Annotated in this window: 19 protein-coding genes; 4 read left to right on the top strand and 15 right to left on the bottom strand. The window is 28.5% G+C overall.

The window, feature by feature from the left end:
- Nucleotides 1-132: 132 nt before the first annotated feature.
- Nucleotides 133-1,809, bottom strand: coding sequence for a bile acid germinant receptor pseudoprotease CspC (cspC, locus tag ACN6I1_RS04745; protein ID WP_419742915.1), 1,677 nt, complete (start codon nt 1,807-1,809; stop codon nt 133-135).
- 16 nt (nt 1,810-1,825) lie between these two features.
- Entirely contained in the window at nt 1,826-5,068 is a 3,243-nt protein-coding gene (gene cspBA, locus ACN6I1_RS04740; protein WP_419743291.1) for a bifunctional germination protease/germinant receptor pseudoprotease CspBA, read from the bottom strand.
- A 228-nt stretch (nt 5,069-5,296) separates the two neighbouring features.
- On the opposite strand from cspBA, the gene ACN6I1_RS04735 reads away from it, so the two are divergent.
- Entirely contained in the window at nt 5,297-5,752 is a 456-nt protein-coding gene (locus ACN6I1_RS04735; RefSeq protein WP_419742914.1) for a staygreen family protein, read from the top strand.
- Between the two features lie 54 nt (nt 5,753-5,806).
- Here the strand turns inward: ACN6I1_RS04735 and hydF are convergent, their stop codons facing one another.
- The 5 genes from hydF to ACN6I1_RS04710 all read right to left on the bottom strand — a co-directional run bounded on the left by hydF (nt 5,807) and on the right by ACN6I1_RS04710 (nt 11,496).
- Nucleotides 5,807-6,994 carry a [FeFe] hydrogenase H-cluster maturation GTPase HydF gene (gene hydF / locus ACN6I1_RS04730; RefSeq protein ID WP_419742913.1) on the bottom strand — a complete coding sequence of 396 codons (1,188 nt, stop codon included), beginning with the start codon at nt 6,992-6,994 and terminating at the stop codon, nt 5,807-5,809.
- 9 nt (nt 6,995-7,003) lie between these two features.
- Nucleotides 7,004-8,380, bottom strand: coding sequence for a [FeFe] hydrogenase H-cluster radical SAM maturase HydG (gene hydG / locus ACN6I1_RS04725; RefSeq protein WP_419742912.1), 1,377 nt, complete (start codon nt 8,378-8,380; stop codon nt 7,004-7,006).
- 16 nt (nt 8,381-8,396) lie between these two features.
- Nucleotides 8,397-9,446, bottom strand: coding sequence for a [FeFe] hydrogenase H-cluster radical SAM maturase HydE (gene hydE / locus ACN6I1_RS04720; RefSeq protein WP_419742911.1), 1,050 nt, complete (start codon nt 9,444-9,446; stop codon nt 8,397-8,399).
- Nucleotides 9,447-9,705: 259 nt separating this feature from the next.
- Nucleotides 9,706-11,106 (bottom strand): [FeFe] hydrogenase, group A, encoded by a 1,401-nt coding sequence (locus ACN6I1_RS04715; RefSeq protein ID WP_419742910.1) that lies wholly within the window; start codon nt 11,104-11,106, stop codon nt 9,706-9,708.
- Between the two features lie 213 nt (nt 11,107-11,319).
- A complete protein-coding gene (locus ACN6I1_RS04710) occupies nt 11,320-11,496 on the bottom strand; it encodes a (2Fe-2S)-binding protein (RefSeq protein ID WP_025161379.1) in 177 nt (58 codons plus the stop codon).
- Between the two features lie 165 nt (nt 11,497-11,661).
- Here ACN6I1_RS04710 and ACN6I1_RS04705 point away from each other — a divergent pair, with 165 nt between their 5' ends.
- On the top strand, nt 11,662-12,276 hold the full coding sequence (locus ACN6I1_RS04705; RefSeq protein ID WP_419742909.1) for a DUF4397 domain-containing protein: 615 nt from the start codon (nt 11,662-11,664) through the stop codon (nt 12,274-12,276).
- A gap of 13 nt (nt 12,277-12,289) precedes the next feature.
- On the opposite strand, the gene ACN6I1_RS04700 is transcribed toward ACN6I1_RS04705, so the two are convergent.
- Nucleotides 12,290-12,790 (bottom strand): hypothetical protein, encoded by a 501-nt coding sequence (locus ACN6I1_RS04700; protein WP_419742908.1) that lies wholly within the window; start codon nt 12,788-12,790, stop codon nt 12,290-12,292.
- 118 nt (nt 12,791-12,908) lie between these two features.
- Here ACN6I1_RS04700 and ACN6I1_RS04695 point away from each other — a divergent pair, with 118 nt between their 5' ends.
- The gene (locus tag ACN6I1_RS04695) at nt 12,909-13,721 is read left to right on the top strand and encodes a carbon-nitrogen hydrolase family protein (protein WP_419742907.1); all 813 of its coding nucleotides are present in this window, start codon (nt 12,909-12,911) and stop codon (nt 13,719-13,721) included.
- Between the two features lie 28 nt (nt 13,722-13,749).
- On the opposite strand, the gene ACN6I1_RS04690 is transcribed toward ACN6I1_RS04695, so the two are convergent.
- Genes ACN6I1_RS04690 through ACN6I1_RS04680 form a run of 3 tightly spaced genes read right to left on the bottom strand, consistent with a single transcriptional unit; the run spans nt 13,750 to nt 15,007 of the window.
- Complete coding sequence (locus ACN6I1_RS04690; RefSeq protein ID WP_220796693.1) at nt 13,750-14,190, bottom strand: DUF134 domain-containing protein; 441 nt, start codon at nt 14,188-14,190, stop codon at nt 13,750-13,752.
- Nucleotides 14,160-14,633, bottom strand: coding sequence for a Fur family transcriptional regulator (locus ACN6I1_RS04685; RefSeq protein WP_419742906.1), 474 nt, complete (start codon nt 14,631-14,633; stop codon nt 14,160-14,162). Before ACN6I1_RS04685 ends, ACN6I1_RS04690 begins: the two co-directional genes overlap by 31 nt.
- Nucleotides 14,634-14,668: 35 nt before the next feature.
- On the bottom strand, nt 14,669-15,007 hold the full coding sequence (locus ACN6I1_RS04680; protein WP_419742905.1) for a NifB/NifX family molybdenum-iron cluster-binding protein: 339 nt from the start codon (nt 15,005-15,007) through the stop codon (nt 14,669-14,671).
- 183 nt (nt 15,008-15,190) lie between these two features.
- Here ACN6I1_RS04680 and ACN6I1_RS04675 point away from each other — a divergent pair, with 183 nt between their 5' ends.
- A complete protein-coding gene (locus ACN6I1_RS04675; RefSeq protein WP_021428986.1) occupies nt 15,191-15,814 on the top strand; it encodes a TrkA C-terminal domain-containing protein in 624 nt (207 codons plus the stop codon).
- 60 nt (nt 15,815-15,874) lie between these two features.
- Here ACN6I1_RS04675 and ACN6I1_RS04670 read toward each other — a convergent pair whose 3' ends face one another.
- The 4 genes from ACN6I1_RS04670 to ACN6I1_RS04655 all read right to left on the bottom strand — a co-directional run bounded on the left by ACN6I1_RS04670 (nt 15,875) and on the right by ACN6I1_RS04655 (nt 20,224).
- Entirely contained in the window at nt 15,875-17,416 is a 1,542-nt protein-coding gene (locus ACN6I1_RS04670) for a BCCT family transporter (protein WP_419742904.1), read from the bottom strand.
- 167 nt (nt 17,417-17,583) lie between these two features.
- Entirely contained in the window at nt 17,584-18,369 is a 786-nt protein-coding gene (locus ACN6I1_RS04665; protein WP_419742903.1) for a PIG-L family deacetylase, read from the bottom strand.
- Between the two features lie 160 nt (nt 18,370-18,529).
- Nucleotides 18,530-19,312 carry a PIG-L family deacetylase gene (locus ACN6I1_RS04660; RefSeq protein WP_021429133.1) on the bottom strand — a complete coding sequence of 261 codons (783 nt, stop codon included), beginning with the start codon at nt 19,310-19,312 and terminating at the stop codon, nt 18,530-18,532.
- Nucleotides 19,313-19,453: 141 nt separating this feature from the next.
- Nucleotides 19,454-20,224: an EFR1 family ferrodoxin gene (locus ACN6I1_RS04655; RefSeq protein WP_419742902.1), complete on the bottom strand. Its 771-nt coding sequence runs from the start codon at nt 20,222-20,224 to the stop codon at nt 19,454-19,456.
- Nucleotides 20,225-20,294: the final 70 nt, after the last annotated feature.

Below are 20,294 nucleotides of genomic sequence, written 5' to 3'. Positions count from 1 at the left end.
TAAAAATTTATTATGACCTGTCAGATTATAACACATCCAGGATAACATTTTCCACATTTTTTTACTTTTATTTAAATTTTTTTGTTACAATAAAAATAAGAAAGGTGAACGTTTATTCGTACACACCTTTCTTTATAAATTTTTGGCTATTTGTCTAAATGTATTTCTTAAATCAAATATTCCATATCCTTGAAAAATATTTGGATATTCATATATCTCTTGTCTAGTTGCACCTATCATTAAATAAGTTCTTAAAGGTTCTGTAAAAAGAGAAAGTTTTGAAACTCTACTTTCTTCTTGAAGATACTCAATTATAAGAGCTAAAGACCCACATACTATAGAACTACTAACACCTGTTCCTGTAGCTGTATTATACGAATTATTTACATATGTCGATATTACATCAACACCCGGAGCTATTATATCTGGTCTTACTTTATTTCCATTTAAATTTCCTTTTGATGATCCAATCCATAAACTATTTGTCTTATCACTATATGCTCCTATTGTTATCACTGAAGATGCCAATCCCATAAATGTTATGGTAGCCTTTGATGTAGAGTCTACAAATCTAGTACCTGGTGATATAATAGATTTATTTGGAAGATAGATGTTAAAGTCTCCATGAATTATAAATTCCGGACTTATTCTTAAAGTCCAAATACCAGGTTTTATATCATTTAAATTAATTCTTATGACTTGGTCTCCTGACTTAATCCAGGGAAATGTATTCAAGACTGTATATGATGTTTTCTCGATATAAAATCTTCCACGATATATTCTATCATCAGGTGCATATCTTATAATCTGACTTATATCTCCCGATGGAGATATAATCTGTAAAAATAATTTATCAGGCCCTTTTCCTCTTATTATAATCTCTAAATTTTTATTATTACTATTTTGGATAATTACATCTATGTAATTATCTTCACTAGTTATATGTCCTTCATAATGTATATCTGTATTTCCTTCATTTCCCGCTCCACTAACTAAAATTATACCTGATTTTTCAAACATTTCATAAGTTTGTAATATAGAAGCCTCTATATTAATAGATGACATATTTCCTAATGTAAAATTTATTATTAATGGTTTTTTTTCTTTAACTGAAATTTTTAAAACATATGTTAAAGCTGCTAAAAAATCTGTTACTGCATAACTTATTTTATCATCATAATATACCCCTTTAAATTCTCTTAGTTTAACAACTAATAAATCCGCATCTCTTGCAATTCCTCTATACTCTCTATTTATATTTCCCTGGCCAGCTATTATACCACAAGCTATGGTTCCTGTTCCTATAGTATCAACACTCAAACTACTATCTTTATTTTTTATAGCTTCATTTATTTCTTCTCTTGTGTACTCACTTCCAAATATCATTCCTTCAGGAGGTGATTTACTATTATTTTCTTGATCCCATAGATATAATATTTTACTATTATTATTTTCATCAATCAAATCTTCATGTAAATAATCTACTCCTGAATCTATTACAGCTACTAAAATATCTTTTCCAGTAACATTTAAGTAAGGATTAGATTCTATATAGTCGCCTCCTATAGAACTTTTTATAGATTCTCCACCTTCTAAATTATTGGTTATATTTATAAGAGAACTCATAACATCCGATGGGCTCCACCATTCAACATTTTTGATATTATCTAATGTTTCAGGTTCAAAATCATTGTTTACATATATTGATGCTAATTGGTCATTTAATATTATATACTTATCTATGTTATTTTCTTCAAATGATTTTTTTATATCACCACTATAAAGTAGATAATAAGATTTTTCATCCATAATATATCCACCCCTCCTACTTTAATTGCTCAAACATACCTCTAAAGTCTAAGCTTCCATATCCAGATGTATTATTTGGATATTCAACCCCTTTAATTCTACTTGCACCACCTTGCATATATGTTCTAGCTTTTTGCATAAAACCTTTATTTCTATAAAAGTCTTCTACCATAACATATTGATAATACAATGCTATAACCCCTGATGCATGTGCTCCTGCTGCAGAACTTCCCGTTACAGTCGCATAATTATTTTTAGGATAAGGTGCTATTATATTAACTCCAGGAGCTATTACATCTGGCTTCATTCCTCCAATGATATTTGGCCCTCTTGAGGATGCTGGCCATACACTTTTATTTGCAGAATCATATGTCCCTATAGCTATAACATCCTCTCTAACAGCTAGATAGTTTATAGTATATGCCGGATTTGATTCTTTAAATTTAGTTCCAGGATTTAAAAACACTCTATTAGGTAAATATATATTATACATTCCATCGGATATGTATGCTCCCTCTAACCTCAATTTCCAAATCCCTTTTTTAGCATTTTTTAATGTCACAACCGTATGTTCTTGACCCGAGTAACTAGTTGGATAGGAATATCTTATAAAATACTGTGTATTTTCTAAGTCAAATATTCCTTTTACTTCATCATAATTTGATAAGTCAAGCACTTTACTTTCTTCGCCACTTGGAGTTATTATTAGTAAATTCATTCGATCTGGCCTACTCATCCATACTTCAAATACTAAGTTTTTTTCTTCTTCCACAATTTCAAGGTCTATATCAACAATTTCTCCTGTTCTTTTAATATTTCCAGAAACATGAGTTTGAGTATTTCCTTCATTTCCTGCAGCTGCTACAATTGATATTCCGTTTGAAAAATACGTTTTTTTATCATTTGTTTTGCTTGCATATCCTGCTAATAAATTACTTCCCATAGATATGTTAATTACAGTTGGATTGCCTAATCTTCTTACAACATTATATACATATGATATTGCAGTTTCCATCAATGCATTTGTATAAAAACCACCCACTTTAGCTAATTTGACAACTATGAGTTCAGCTTCAGGTGCAATGCCTTCATATTCTCTAGTTATACTTCCTAATCCTGCACATATTCCACTAATCATAGTTCCATGCCCTTCTTCATCTTGAGATAAACTATCATCATTTTCAACAATAGCTTTGTTAATATCTTCTCTAGTGTACTCTGTTCCTATAAAAAAACCTTCCGGTGGCTTTCCTTCTTTGGTTTGATCCCATAAATATACTATTTTACTTGTACCATCTGGATAAATAAAATCTTTGTGCAAATAATCTATTCCAGTGTCTATTATTGCAATTAAAGTTCCTGTTCCAAGTAATGTTAAGTTAGGATTTGTCTTAAAAAAATTAACACCTATATCTTCTTTTGCAGTTACTCCATTTTCAGTTCCTCTTGTTATTTCTCCTAATGGATTTATAGGCACTACAAACTCAATTCGAAAAACAGAATTTAATTGTAAAATATTTTCTATATATTCACGTCTTAAGCTTTCAAAGAATATAAGGGTATTAGTTTCACTTAACTTAATGGAATTATAGTTATATGGAAAATTAGCTAATTCTTCATCAAAGTTAAGGTCATGAGTGATAAATAAAGATTCAGATATACTATTTTCAAATCTATAATTCCCATTTTCATCTAAGCTTCTAGATAGGTATTCTAAATCTAAATTATTTAAATTCAAAAGTCCATATCCATAAGAAGAATTTGGATACACTCTATTATCACTCCTTTTTGCACTTCTATTTAACATTGCTTTAGTTTTTTGAGAATATAAAAACGGGTCATTCCCATCTACTATGCCCCATTGCATTAAAAGAGAACATACTCCTGTAACATGAGGTGTGGCCATACTAGTACCTGTCAGCGCTCCTAAACTTCCTCCTGGTAAAAATGAAATTATATCTTCTCCTGGGGCTAATAAATCTGGCTTATTAACTCCATTTTCAAAATCTCCTTCTCCAGAAAATGATGATCTAACATCAGTTCTTGAATTGAAACTTCCTACAGTTATAACTTGACTTGCAGTCCCTGGAACTGTTACTGTTAAAATTTCATTGGGTTCTAAAAATCTTGTATCTTTTGATAACCCCTCAGCTGTGGGTAAGTATATATCTATAGTTCCTTCTACTATATCTTTCGGAGTAAATACTAAAGTCCATATACCTGGGGTAATTTGAGTCAATGAACTCATTTGCATGGTTACTCTTCTAATTAAAGAATATGGAGGTATTTCATAAAATACTCCATTTATAGTAGTAGTTCCTAATCTATTATTTATATTAGGATTTTGTTGAGAGAGCTCCTGCGTATTCCTATTTGATGGATTTCTTAATAAAACAGAAAATTCATCAACATAATGTGGCCATATATTTAAGTTTAAAATTTTTTCATTTGCACCTACAACAAATTCAACTTCTTGCGTTTCTCCATTTTTTAATTTAATTCTTTTATGGCTGCCTTTTGATGCATTGTTTCCTGCTGCTACAACTATGTTATTTTTCCAAAATAAACTCATATCATCAATATATCTTTCAAATAAAGATAATCCTCTATGTGATCCTTCATTACTTCCATAACTAATATTGATAGCAACTGGCATTTTCAATTCTAAAGATATATCTAATATAAATTTTATAGCTCTCATAAATTCAGTACTTTTCGAAAACGTATCCACTTGTCTCCTACCAACTCTAACCGCTATTATACTTGCTCTACTGGCAATGCTAGAAGCAATACTTGCAACGTGAGTTCCATGCATGCTCGTAGTTTGTACAGGTGCTTCATTTATATTTCCAGCTGAATACACAGTTCCATGATTAAATCCTGTAGGAGGATTTCCATCAATAGACTGATCCCAATAATATAATATTTTTGATGTTCCATCCTCAAATTTAAATATAGGAAGAGTGTGATCTATACCTGAGTCTATAATTCCTAAAATTGTTCCCTCTCCATTTAAATTTGTATTCCTTTTAAATGAAGTTATTCCTGTGCTTGAAAAACTTTGAATATCTTGTGTTTCTAATATAAATGGTTTTTCTATGTATTCAATTTCAGGATAATTAATTAACTTATCTAAATCTTCTTGGCTAGTTGATGTTATTATAGCGTAGGTTGGACTTAAAATTTCTACAAGTATGTTTAATTCATTTTCTAATCTTTTTACGTCTGAATTATATTTAACTATAACTTCATATTCTATATTAATCCCCCCTAACCATCTATTTTAAATTTATATTTATTAATAATATATTACTTAGCCTTATATATATATGTATATATATTATTGTTAAGTATTAATATATAAACATTAATTTTAGAAAAATATCAATAAACTTTAATTCCTTATCATTTCATATATATACTTTTAGCACATTTTTTCTCTTTCTAAATATAATAAATTACATAAATATTTGAGGATGTGATTTTGATGGTTGATTTTAATTCTGCAAAAGTTAATGTTATAATCAGAGAACCTTATACTAGCACTGAACCAGTTCGCTTTAGAAAATACACAGTGGAACACAACGATGATTCTAAAGTAATTGATGTAATTATAGGTCCTGAATTTGAAGATCTTGATCTTAGTACAGTAAGTACTGATATAATTTATGGCCAATGGTTTTGGTTTGTTCAGGATATATATCAACTGAACTTATTTGCCTTTATTGGTGATTATGAATTTTCAACTTCTAAGGAAAGATATGAGCAGTTTTTAGCTAAAATGCCTCTAACAATTAGTTCAATTGTTAATGGGGATATTGAATTTTTAAATAATAGACCTACACTTAAAAATACACCTATTTTTGTAAGATTTATATCCACATATCCAGATTTTAATAAAATAACTTCTTATGGTGTAATTAGACAGTATATACAGGATTAATATATTTAAGCGTAAAAAATGGTGAGCATTATTTTATATGAGCTCACCATTTTTTTATTTAAATATACTTATAGATCTATCTAATATCCCGGTAAAATAAGCTATAACCATACCATAATTAGTTATAGGTATATTTTTTTCTTTACAAGTATTTATTTTATTTATTACACTCTTCCTATTTACCATACATGCTCCACAATGAATTATTAGATCATACGCTTCTATACTTTCATCAAAATCATATCCAACTTTATATTCTATATTAATATCTCCGCCAGCTATTTTTTTAAGCATTCTAGGTATTTTTACTCTTCCTATATCTTCATGAGATACATTATGTGTACAGCTTTCACATATAAGAACTTTATCATTCGGCTTTAAAGTATCTAGTTTTTTTGTTCCTTCTAAAAACTCACTAAGCTCCCCTTTTTGTCTTGCAAATAATATCGAAAAGCTAGTTAAGTTCATTTCTTTAGGAATTATGGATTCAACTTCTTTAAAAGCTTGAGAGTCAGTTATAACAAGATCTATATCATGTAATTCATTAATAGCCTCATTTAGTTCTGTATCTCTTACTACATAAGTTTTTATACCATGATCTAAACAGTCCCTTATAACTTGAACTTGAGGAAGAATTATCCTTCCCTTTGGAGCCTCCGAATCTATAGGTACTACTAAAACAACTTTAGATCCATATGGAAGTAAGTCTCCAACTATAGGTTTATCCTCCTCTTCTTGCTCTAAGTTTTTTATAAGTTCTTCTTTTAAAGTTTCTATGCCTTCATTGCTTTTTACAGAAGTAAAAATAACATCATTGAACAATTTTTTAATACTGCTTATTTCTTCTTCAGTTAATAAATCTATTTTATTTACAGCAACTATATGTTTTACATTATATTTATTAGCTTCTTTTTTCCAAACTTTATAAGTGTCAAAATCTATATGCTTTCCATCTATTACATATATAGCAAAATCTAATCTTTTTAAATATTCATAGCTTTTTTTAATTCTAACTGATCCAAGTTCACTTTTATCTTCAAGTCCTGCTGTATCTATCAAAAGTATAGGCCCAAATGGTATTAGTTCCATAGCTTTTTGAACTGGATCTGTAGTTGTTCCTTCTACACTAGATACTAATGATACCTCTTGACCTAAAATTTTATTCATAAGTGAAGATTTTCCACTATTAGTGTTTCCATATATTCCTATATGTTTTCTATTTGCATTTGGAGTAATGTTCATATATACCTCCTATAAGTAGAAATCTCTTTCTCCTTTTTTCATTTTTTCCATACTCTCTTTAGTTCTTTCTTTTATATCTTCTCTTTCAATATTTTCTACTTCTGTGCTTATAATTGCTTGCCCTTTATCATATAGTTCTTTGTCTCCATAATCTAGTGTAAATTCAAGCAATGTCATTAATGCATTAGGCTCACAAACATATTTAATGTTTCCTGATTTAGCAAGTTGCATAAATCTATCTCCAGTTCTTCCTTTTCTATAACAAGCAGTACAGTAACTTGGTATGTATCCATCACTTAAAAGTTCTTTTAATATTTCTATTGGACTTCTCTCATCGTTTGTTTTAAATTGTTTACTCTCTTTTCCTTCTTCTCTATCCTTATATCCTCCAACTCCAGTTGATGATCCTGCTGAAATTTGACTAACTCCATAACGTAATAACTCTTTTCTCATAGCTGCAGTTTCTCTAGTTGATAATATAAGACCTGTAAATGGTACTGCTATTCTAAGTATTGCAACAATCTTCTTAAACATATTATCATCTAATAAATTGGGGTAATTTTCAAGAGTAACCCCTGTTGCTTCTTGAAGTCTTGGAACTGATATTGTGTGGAATCCAACTCCAAATTTTTCTTCTAAATGAGCATTATGCATCATAAGTGCTAAGACTTCAAATCTTGGATCTGCTAGTCCAAATAGTACCCCTGCTCCTACATCATCAATTCCAGCTTCCATAGCTCTATCAAATGAAGTTAAATGATAGTTATAATCCCCCTTTAATGATTTCGGGTGCATATTATCATAAGTCGGCTTATGATATGTTTCTTGGAATAATATATATGTTCCTATCCCTTTTTCATGTAATGCTTTATAATTTTCTACATTTGTAGCTGCTATATTTACATTAACTCTTCTTATTTCCCCATTTGCATTTTGAGTTTTATATATAGTATCTAGACATTCCAAAACATAATCAATAGGAGCATTTACTGGATCTTCACCTAATTCTAGTGCTAATCTTTTATGTCCCATTTGTTCTAAAATTTTAACTTCTTCTGCAACTTCATCCATAGTTAATCTTCTTCTACAGAATTCATTGTCTCTTCTATATCCACAGTAAACACAGTTATTTACACAGTAATCACTTACATAAAGAGGTGCAAATACAACTATTCTTTTCCCATATATATCTTTTTTTATCTCACCTGCTAAAGAATATATTTCTGATAAATCTTTTTCATCTTCTGCTTGTAATAAAATAGCTATATCTTTATATGATAATCCTTCTCTTTTTTTTGCCCTACTTAAAACTTCTTTAATTTCTTCATTTGATGGATTTTTAGTTTCTTCTAATATATTATATATTTCTTCATGATTTATAAACATAATGCAATCTCCTTTATTATTTAATAAATTCAGGATTATCTCCTCTACTCACTTCTATCTCAAACCCAGCTTCATTTATCTTTTTTTCTATCATAACGCGATATTCTGCATCTTCATCTAATATATATGCTTTATTATCATATAAAGAGTATTTTTCTCTTACAGACATAGGCGATAAATTTGGCATTATTACATTTCCACCAGCCTTTAATCCTTCTTCTCTACCATGTTTATCAATGCTAGAAAGTGCAGTAGTTGCTGGTAATAGTACATTTGGTAGTAATAATCTTACTATACTTAAACATATAACTGTTGTTTCTAAACTTCCATGTTCATAATCTTTAAGAGGTGTATCTTTATGTGGTATAAAAGGTCCTATTCCACACATTGCTGGTTCAAACTCTTTTACAAATCTCAAATCATTAACTAAATCTGAATTAGTCTGATTTGGAATCCCAACCATAAATCCTGCTCCAGATTGATACCCTATTTCCTTTAAACTCTTCAAACAATTTCTACGTTTTTCAAAAGGTTCTCCTGGATGTATGCTTTCATATAGATCTTTACTAGCACTTTCATGTCTTAATAGGTATCTATCAGCACCTGCATCATATAGTTTTTTATACGATTCATAACTTCTTTCTCCTAATGATAAAGTTATTGCATTATGTGGGAATTCACTTTTTATAGCCTTAATAATTTCTATAATTTTTTCATCTGTAAAATATGCATCTTCTCCACCTTGTAATACAAAGGTTTTATATCCTAATTTATCACCTTTTCGCACACATTCAAGCACTTCATCTAAGTTTAATCTATATCTTTGCGCTTCTTTGTTGTGTCTTCTTAGCCCGCAATATAGGCAATCTTTTTGACAGAAACTTGTTAGCTCTATAAGGCCTCTCATGTAAACTTTATTTCCATAGTATTTCATTCTAGTTTCATGAGCTCTTTTCATTAGCAGTTTCTTTGATTCATCATCTATATTATCTAACAAATACAATAATTCTTCTTTAGTCGCATCATTAGTTTCATATAGTTTTTCTATAATCGCTTTAACATCCATAAATTCACCTCAATTTTAATTATTATAAAATCAATATCCAAACATAATATTTAAAATGAGTATTTTATCTTAAATACTATATTTAAACATCAATTCCTCTAATATTAAAACTATTTATAATATTGCGATATTATCTGGTTAAATTTTTACTTATAACCAAATAATACCACAATTTTCACTTTATTGTTCTTCTATTTTATAAGACAAAGTTGTAATATTACTTATGTGCACTTAGACAAGTAATATTACAACGACTCCCTTATCCTATATCACTTACATTGTTATCTTCTTTTAATCCTAGCATATCATGTTTAGATTCAAAAGTAGTGTGTAAAAGTTCATGTGATAAATGTGATAAAGGTTGCTTAAAGAATTCCTTATATACATTTATTACATCTGGATTTTCATAACTACATTTTACAGCTATATGCTTATCTTTGTCGTATAATCCCTCTATACGTTTTAATCTCATTTCATTTGAAATTCTAGCTTTCATTTTAGGTTGGCCAGCTCCACCGATGCATCCACCTTTACAAGTCATTACTTCTATAAAATCATATTCAACTTCGCCTGATTTTATTTTTTCTATTAAAGTTCTAACATTTGCAGTCCCTTGAACAGCAGCTAGTCTTAAAGTAGTATCTCCTATAGTAACTGTTGCTTCTTTTACATCTTCAAGTCCTCTAACTGGATTAAAGTGTAATAATTCTTTGTGTGGATTCTCATGAGTAAGTATATTGTATACAGTTCTGACCGCAGCTTCCATAACTCCTCCACTATTACCAAATATTATACCAGCTCCACTACCAAGACCTAATATATTATCAAATTTAGATCCTTCTAAAGCATTAAAATCTATTTCTTCATCTCTTAACCATTGTGCAAGTTCCTTAGTTGTTAATATTATGTCATTATCTCGCATATTTTCAGACTTATTATACTTAGCTGAAGCATTCATCTCTGGTCTATCAATTTCATATTTTTTAGCAGTACAAGGAGTTATAGTAACATTTACTATTTTTTCTGGGTCTATATTAGCTTTTTCTGCAAAGTAAGTTTTTATAACAGCACCTTGTATTCCTATTGGGCTCTTTGTTGTTGATAAATTAGGTATTAATTCTGGATAAAAAGTTTCTGCAAATTTAACCCATGATGGACAGCAACTTGTAAATTGTGGAGTTTTACCTTTTCCATTTTTTATACGACTTACTAACTCATTAGCTTCTTCCATTATAGTCATATCTGCACCAAATGTTACATCAAATACATAGTCTCCACCTAATTTTCTTAAGGCATCAACCATTTTATCTTCTACATAAGCGCCTTCTTCTAAATTAAATTCTTCTCCAAGTGCAACTCTAACAGCTGGAGCTGTACTGAATATAACAATTTTTTCAGGATTATTTATAGCTTCTTTAACTCTATCTACATCAATAACTTGAGTTATGGCTTTTTTAGGACAAGCTTGCACGCACTGACCACAGTTTATACATATAGCTATATCACCAGTCTTTTCTAAATCAAAATATCCATTAACTCCAATTTCATTTTCACATACTCTTTTGCATAATCCACATTTTATACATTTATCAAAGTCAATTTGTATAGATGGGTTGTCTAGTTCTATTGGAACTACCTTTTCTGTAAATAAGTGTTTCATATTAAATCTCCTTTAGTGTTTGTTTGATTCATAAAGTAAAATATTAAATTAACTTTAACTTAATTGCATATTTCGACAATTAAACAGTTACTAAAGTTTATACCCAAAAAAATTAATTTTTATCATATTTTTTTATTGTAATTTATTAAAAAAATACCGTCTATCCCTAAACATTTTAGAATAAACGATATCTTAATTTCATTTTTTTATTTTTTATTTATTTTCTTCTATTAATTTTTCAATAGTAGACTTACATCTACCACCGTGACAAAATCCAGTTGTAGCTCCAGTTGCATCCTTTACTGCTTCAACACTATTAGCACCATTTTTTATTGCATCTACTATAGTTTCTTTTGTTATTCCTTTACATAAACATACTTTTTCTGACATGTTGAATCCTCCTAATAATTTTTTATATTCATATTATACCCAAATAATAATAGTATTAACTACTATTTCTAATTTTTATATTATTTTTTATATTATCACCAATCTACACCTTTATTCATACTATATACAAGTGAGATAAATTGTATATAAGGGGGAATTATATAAATGGATTGTTTTAAAACTCAAGAAGGAAGTTCTATTGTAAGAGTTCTTCATGCATCTCCTAATGCACCAGAGGTTGATGTTTATATAGATGGTCAATTAGTAGTTGAGGACTTGTCTTTTACTAATTTTTCTGATTACTCTTATTTAGAAGAAGGAATGCATACAATACAAGTAACACCTACAAATGATTCATCTACGGTTGTTATTAATAAAATGGTTGATGTTCCTGATGATAGAATTTTTACTATAGCAGCTGTTGGAAACTTAGATAATATAGAACTACTATTAATAGAAGATGATATAAATGAGGTCCCTTCACCTAAGGAGGCTACACTTAGGGTTGTTCATCTATCTCCTGATGCACCTAGTGTTGATATTATTGCTAATAACACTACTATATTTGAGGATATTGATTTTAAAGAAAGCACTGACTATATTAAAGTGCCTGCTGGTATGTATGACATAAAAGTAGCTTTATCTGAAAATGGAGATATTGCACTTTCAAGTAAAGTAAACCTTAAAGCAAACAGAATATATACTATATTTGCAATAGGCAATCCACCAAATTTAGGATTAATACAATCAGTAGATGTAAATACTTATCTATGCAGATAAAATAAAAGGACAGTTAACTGTCCTTTTTATTATTTATTATTACATTAATTAAATTAAATATACTCATTCCTATAGTTTCATCTTGCGTTAAACTCCACTTTATATATTTTTTCATTTTTTCCCAAGTCAAATATTTATTTAAATTTTCACTATGTATTTTTTTAATTTCATATATTACTTTGACTGCATCAAATTTTTCTTCATTATTTAAACTGCTATTGTTTTCTATATTTTCCTGTACACTACTTATTAACTTATCTACATTTATATACTTATCTATATATTTATTTAATATTTCATCTCTTTTATGTTCAAGATTACTCATCAAAACCTCAAGATCTTTTTTTGTAAAATTCCATACCCTACCATTTGATAGTTCTATATCATCAATACTATCTTTATATTTATCTGTAAGTTCTTCTATAGCTATAACAATTTCTAAGTAATTATTATCTCTTAGTGTTTCTTCACACCTTTTTATATCTGAATTTATATTAACTAAAAAATCATTCAATAGTTTTATTCTCCTTCCTCACTTAAATATAATTAATATTATATCATTAAGATGACATATCATATAAAATTATATTAAGATAATATCATAGAATATATGAAAGGATGTTTAAACACATATGAGTAAATGTAAAATAGCCATCGTACAGATGAGTGTCCATGAAAATAAATCTACAAATCTTAAAAATCTAGAATCGATATTAAATGAAATTTCAAAAGATATTGTTGATATGGTTATACTTCCTGAAATGTTTTGTTGCCCTTATGAAACACATAAATTCCCTTTATATGCAGAGTATGAAAATGGAGATACTTTTACATATTTATCTAATTTAGCAAAAGAAAATAATATATATTTAGTTGCTGGATCTATGCCGGAGTTAGATAATGAAAATAATATTTATAATACGTCTTACGTATTTAATAGAGATGGTGTAAGGATAGCTAAACATAAAAAAATCCATTTATTTGACATGCAACTTGGTAATAAATTTGTGCATGAATCTAAAACTATAACTCCAGGTAATAATGTAACTGTTTTTGATACTGAGTTTGGTAAATTTGGGCTTTGTATTTGTTATGATTTAAGATTTCCTGAAATCTTTAGAATAATGGTCAATGAAGGTGCTAAAGCAATTATAACACCAGCTGCTTTTAATATGAAGACAGGGCCTTGTCACTGGGAATTATTATTTAAAGCTAGATCTGTTGATAACCAAGTTTATACAATAGGATGCGCTCCTGCTAGAAATTATGATGATGCATACATTTCATTTGGAAACTCTATGGTTATTTCTCCTTGGGGTGATATTGTTAATAAGTTAGATGAAAAAGAAGGCTTCTTTATTTGTGATATAGATTTTGATTATGTTGATAAAATCAGAAATGAACTTCCTGTTCTTAATCACCGTCGCCTAGATTTATATAAATAAAACTATCTCAATATATATTGAGATAGTTTTATTTATTCTTATCACACCATTTTTTGCAAATTCCTGCTTTTTTACTACATATGACCTCATCAGATCCACAAGATGGACACTTATGTTTATCCTGTTCATAATTTATTTCATATAATTCTCCGCAATTAAAGCACTTAAACTTACAAAAGCTTGCTCTATAGTTACCACCATCAATTTTTATAGCTTTTCCATCAGTTAATGCTATAGCAACTTTTTTTCTGGCACTATCTATTATATTTTGAAAAGTTTGCCTAGATACTTGCATTCTTTTAGCACACTCTTCTTGGTTTAAATCTTCTATATCTTTAAGCCTCATAGCCTCTAATTCTTCTAGTTTTAAAGTCATTTCATCTATTTTACACCCTTCCTTATCTAATGGCGTAAAATATGTATCTTCAGGGAAAAATTCTACCCGTCTAAATTTTGTTGGTCTTGCCATTTAATATCCTCCTTGCATTTATCACATATACCTTTAAACATAATATCAGAATCCTCTATTTCGAAATGTTCTTCTAATTCAACTCTTCTTATTATACCAATATACTCAATATTTATATCTTTATTGTTTATATCAATTATACTATCACATTTAGAACACTTAAAGTGTATATGAAATGGGTTTTTGCTAAAAATCTTCATTTCATAATAAGTTATATTGTCTATATCTATCTTTTTTATTATGTTTAATTCTATAAATAAATTCAAGGATCTATAAATAGTAGCAAATCCTATATTTTTTTGTTTTAACTTGTCATATATATCTTTTGCACTTAAGTGATGTCTACTACTCATCATAGCTTCTAATATTAATACCTTTTGGGGTGTTACTTTATGTCCACTTTTGCTTATTAACCTTTTTAAATATTCCAAATTATAATCCATAATTAATCCCTTTTATTTTATTCATTGCAATGTCCTTAGTGTTCATGCTCTGTACATACAAAACCTGTTGATTTTAAACTTCCATTTATATATTTTTCTATAGCATCTATAAAATTTCCTTGAGCTCCAACTACTACTTCTATATTATTTTGTTTAAATAATTGTTGCGCTGTTTCACCCATCCCCCCAGATATTATAGTATTTACATTTAGTTCTTTTAAAAATACGGGTAAATACCCAGGTTTATGCCCTGGATTTTTAACAAACTTTTCTTCTACTATTTTTCCATCTTTTACTTCACAAGTATAAAATCCTTCACAATGACCAAAATGTCCACTCACTAACTTACCTTCACATGCAACTGATAATTTCATAAATTTTACTCCTTTTTATTTTTGGCATTTGCTAATTAAATATTAACACCCTTTTTAATTATTGTCAAATGCCAATAATAAAAAATTATTATTTTATATATATAAAATGTCTATAGACATCTATTTACATGAGGTATACAATATTTAAGTGTTAGAATATATTTATATAATTTTGGAGGAATCATGGAAAAATCATATACTATGCCTATATATCAAAAAATTGCTATAGATATAGCAAACAATATATGTAATGGTTATATAGCTGAAGGAACTACTCTTCATGGAAGGTCTGCACTTGCTGGAAAATATAATGTATCTCCTGAAACAATTAGAAGATCTGTAAAAATACTTGAAGATTTAAAAGTTGTTGAGAGCATAAAAGGTAAAGGAATTATAGTTTTATCTCGTAATAAAGCTGAATCTTTTTTAAAAAAATATCAAAATATAACAAATGTTTCTTCATATAAATCACAATTGTCAGAACTTCTTAGTTCAAGAAGTCAATTAGAATCTCAAATTCTAGAAACTATGAATAAAATAGTAGACTACTCTAGTAGACTATCTACAATAAACCCGCTTGTTCCTTTTGAGTTTCTAATAAAATCTAATTGCAAGCTAATAGGTCAAACACCAGGTCAAACTAACTTTTGGCAAAATACTGGTGGAACTATTGTTGCGATTAAAAGAGGTGAAGAACTTATAATATCTCCTGGCCCTTATATTGAGTTTTTAGAAAATGATATACTTATGGTTATTGGAGATACTCACGTTAACACATCTGTACCTATGTTTCTTTATGAAAAATAATAAAAAAAAGGAGTATCTTAAGCTGATCACATGATCATTTTAAGATACTCCTTTTTATATTTAATAAGCTTCTTTTTTGATTTTAACTACAGGCTTATTATATTCCTTTTTACTTGCAAACTCTTTCTTAACTTCATTTTCTACTTTAAATTCTGTTTTTAATGCTTTTGTTATCGATACTATACTCACTATCATTATTATAGCAAATGGGAATGCAGAAACTATAGATACAGTTTGTAATGTTTCTAGCCCTCCAGACATTAATAATGCTAAAGCTAGTAGTGCTTGTATTATACCCCAAGTAATTTTCTTTTTATTACTTGGATTTAAATCTCCATTAGATGTAAACATTCCAAGTACATAAGTAGCTGAATCTGCTGATGATATAAAGAATGTACATAGTAATACCATAGCTACTAATGATAGTATATTTCCAAATTGATAATTTGAAAATACTTTAAAAAGTGCCGTTTCAGTTACCATAGTTGCATCTTTTGCAAAGTCTAATCCTAAATTAGTTCCTAGTGTTCCAAATACAGAGAACCAAACTATACACGCTAACGCTGGTACTAAAGTTACTCCAATTATAAATTCTCTTATAGTTCTCCCTTTCGATATTCTTGCTATAAATATTCCTACAAAAGGTATCCAAGCTATCCACATCGCCCAATAAAATACTCTCCACTGAGCAATCCATTCACCTGTAGGGTCCATATATAAACTCTGAGAGATAAATTGTTCTACATATAATCCCATTCCATTTGAGAAGTTTGAAATCATGTGTGTAGTAGGCCCAATAAAAGCTGCCCCGAATAATAGTAAAGCCGCTAAAGCTAAGTTTATATTAGATAATAATTTTATCCCTTTATCTAATCCACTAGTAGAACTTTTAATATATAAAACCGTTGCTATTGCTATTATAACTATTTGTAAATATATAGTATTTTTTATTCCAAACATATATTCAAGCCCACCTGCAATTTGCATTGTTCCCATTCCTAAAGACGTTGCTATTCCAGTTACTGTTGTAAATACTGCTAAAATATCTATAGTTTTTCCTATAGGTCCCTTTACCCCTTCTTCTCCTAGAATAGGTAAAAATACACTACTTATTAACCCTGGTGCATCTTTTCTAAATTGAAAATATGCTAATGATAACCCCATTATTGCATAAGCAGCCCATGGAGTTACTCCCCAGTGTATAAACGATTGTTGCATTGCAAAGTTTGTAGCAGCTAAGCTTCCTGATTCTACACCTATTGGATTTACAAAATGCTTCATAGGTTCTACCGCTCCGAAAAATACTAATCCTATTCCCATTCCTGCTCCAAATAACATAGAAAACCAAGATAAGTTACTAAATTCCGGTCTATCCGTATCTTTTCCTAATCTTATATTTCCATATTTACTAAAAATTAAAAAACCTGCAAATATAACTAATGCTAACATAACAATTAGATATACCCAGTTAAAATTATTTACCACTATATTAAATCCTTTATTAGATATATTCTTAAACATTGTAGGTGATGCAAGACCTAATATTACAACTACACTGGTCAGTAGTAAAGATATATTAAATACAATATTATTTTTTTTCATACTCAACCTCCGATATATTTTTTATGTCAAAAGTAACAACTTGAATTCATAAACAAGTTTTTTCTTGAAACAACTTAATTTTAACATAAAGTTGTTTCTTTTGCAAATTTGCAAAATTAAAAGATGCATATAAGTAAATTTTTTAAATTTACTTATATGCATCTTTTCTAGTAAATACTTATCACCGATTTATATTGAGGATCATTATATAAGTGATCAAAATAAGTGTGAGCTGATATATATCCGATTCCATAAAGCTGTTCTTTTTCATTTCTTATTGTATACGAATTAAGTGCACCTCTTATTTTAGCTTTATCTTCTATAGTGTCTGATAAGTACACATCTCTTTGGCTTTGAGGAATATATTTAACATATGAAGGTTTAAGGAAATATCTAGCATCTTTTACTTTTCCTTCATCACTAAGTTTCTTTAAAACTTCTCCATTTTTTCTGTGCATTGGATGATTGTCATATTTATAGTGTTGAGCTATATGAGTAACACTGCCAAATTTATTTTCAAAATCTAATATAGTATTTTCCATAAGGTCAAAGTGTGGCTTCTCTTGTTTTGTTTTATCAGCTAGAATTATTATATTGCTACTTTTTACTCCTAAATTTTTTAAAGCACATTTAAATTCATTATTTCTTAAACAACACTTTTCCTTTCTATTAATACCTTTAAATTCTGGCATTTGATCAAATGCATTAACTCCTGATCCATCTGAAACTAACACAATATATACATTGTCTTCTCCACACTCTTTTATAGCTTTAAGTATAGCACTACCTCCCCAAAGTACTTCATCATCTTGATGTTGAGGGTAAAAAACTACATGACTACCAAGTTTCTTATGTTCAAGTTTTTCACTTTTAAACCCTTGAAACTTAACTCCAAGCCCAATTATAAAAATAATTAATATTAGAATACCTATTCTAATATTTGCTTTTTTCATATTATCCACCACCTAGTGTCGTTGTTAAAAATTTTATGATTTACTACTAAGTGTACTTATTTTTTCACTCTTATTTATAAATATTCATTTCTTATTTAATTGCCACATTAAACTAATAAAAAAACTATCTAAAATTAGTTAATTTTAGATAGTTTCTTATTTAGTATCTACTTAATACTGATGTATATTGAGGATCATTGTATAAATGATCAAAATATTTATGAGTTGACATATATCCAATTCCATAAAGTTGTTCTTTTTCATTTTTTGTTTTGTATGCATCTAAAGCACCTTTTACTTTTGCTTTATCTTCTTCATTATTTGCTGTGTATATATCCCTTTGATCTTCTGGTATATCTTTTACATATGCTGGTTTTACAAAATATCTAGCATCTTTTACTTTTCCTTCATCACTAAGTCTTTTTAAAACCACTCCATTTTTTCTATGCATTGGATGATTATCATACTGATAATGCTGAGAAACTTGAGTAACACTACCAAACTTATTTTCAAAATCTAATATAGTTTTTTCCATTAAATCATAATGAGTTCCTGTTTTTTCTGTTTCATCTGCTAAAATTCTTATATTACTATTTTTAACTCCTAAGCTGTTTAATGCTGCCTTAAATTCATTATTTCTTAAAATTTCTTTTTCTTTTCTACTTATCCCTTTAAATTGTTCAAGTTGATTAAATACATTTACACCTGAACCATCTGAAACTAATACAACATATACATTATCTGCTCCACACTCTCTTATAGCTTCTATAATTGCACTTGATCCCCATAGAGTTTCATCATCTTGATGCTGAGGATAAAAAACTACATGATCTTTAAAATTCTTATGCATTGGATCTTCAGCTTCTCCATATACAAACTTAGCCCCTAATCCTATTATTAAAATAATCATCATACAAATAACTATTTTTATCTTCTTGTTCATTTTTGCACCACCTAATATCTTTTATAAGGGTTTTATACCCTTTAGATATTTATAGTACACATTTTTACAATATATTTCTACATTTTTGTCGTTTTTGTTCCATTTCTGTAATATTTTGCAATTTTCCTTTCATTTTCCTTTTTATATATAATCTTCAATTTTATATGGTATAAAAGGCTCATTTTTAAATAAAATAGCATTTGTAGGGCATCTATGTATACATTTTTCACATCCTATACACTTATTATAAAATTCTATATTTTTTTTATTCATAACTATATTATTAGTAGGACACTCTTTTTCACATATCTTACAATTTATGCATTTACTCGTATCTACAGAAAAGTTTCTCTTTGCATATTTTTTAGCATAAATCAAAAAGCTATCATAAACTAATTTTGTTCCAACAGTTATTTTTTTATAATTTATCTCACTCCTTTTATCATTTAAAAAATCTGCAACAATAGCTTTCACCTTATTTGGTGCTGAGTCTAAAACTTTTTTTATCTCCTCATCTGTATCTCTTTTGAAAAATTTATGATAATAATTATTAGGCATTTGTATAGATGTATTTATCACTACATCTAATCCTTTTTTATTTAACAATTTTGCTAAATAAACCCTACCTTCACTATGTTTATCTCCTGCCAGTGTGTGATATACTATACACTTTTTAGCCTCATTAGGTATATTTTTATTTATCCAATCAGTAAGTATTTTTGGTAACATCTCTGCATGTATGGGACCTCCAAACACATAGAAATCATATTCTTTTTTTAATCCGGTTTCTTTTTCTATATTTATAATATCCAAGTTTATATTTACTTTCTCAAATTCTTCTTTGAAAATCTTAGCTACGTATTTAGAATTTCCAGTTCCTGAAAAAAATACAACTGCTCCATTTTTTAACATCTAATCATCCCCTTCCTTTAACTATTTATTAATTTTTTTTTATTTTTATTACAAACAAGGAACCTTTCAC

It is taken from the genome of Paraclostridium dentum (assembly GCF_048568265.1).
GTDB classification, from domain to species: Bacteria; Bacillota; Clostridia; order Peptostreptococcales; family Peptostreptococcaceae; genus Paraclostridium; species Paraclostridium dentum.
This window is presented reverse-complemented; position numbering and strand designations above follow the sequence as displayed.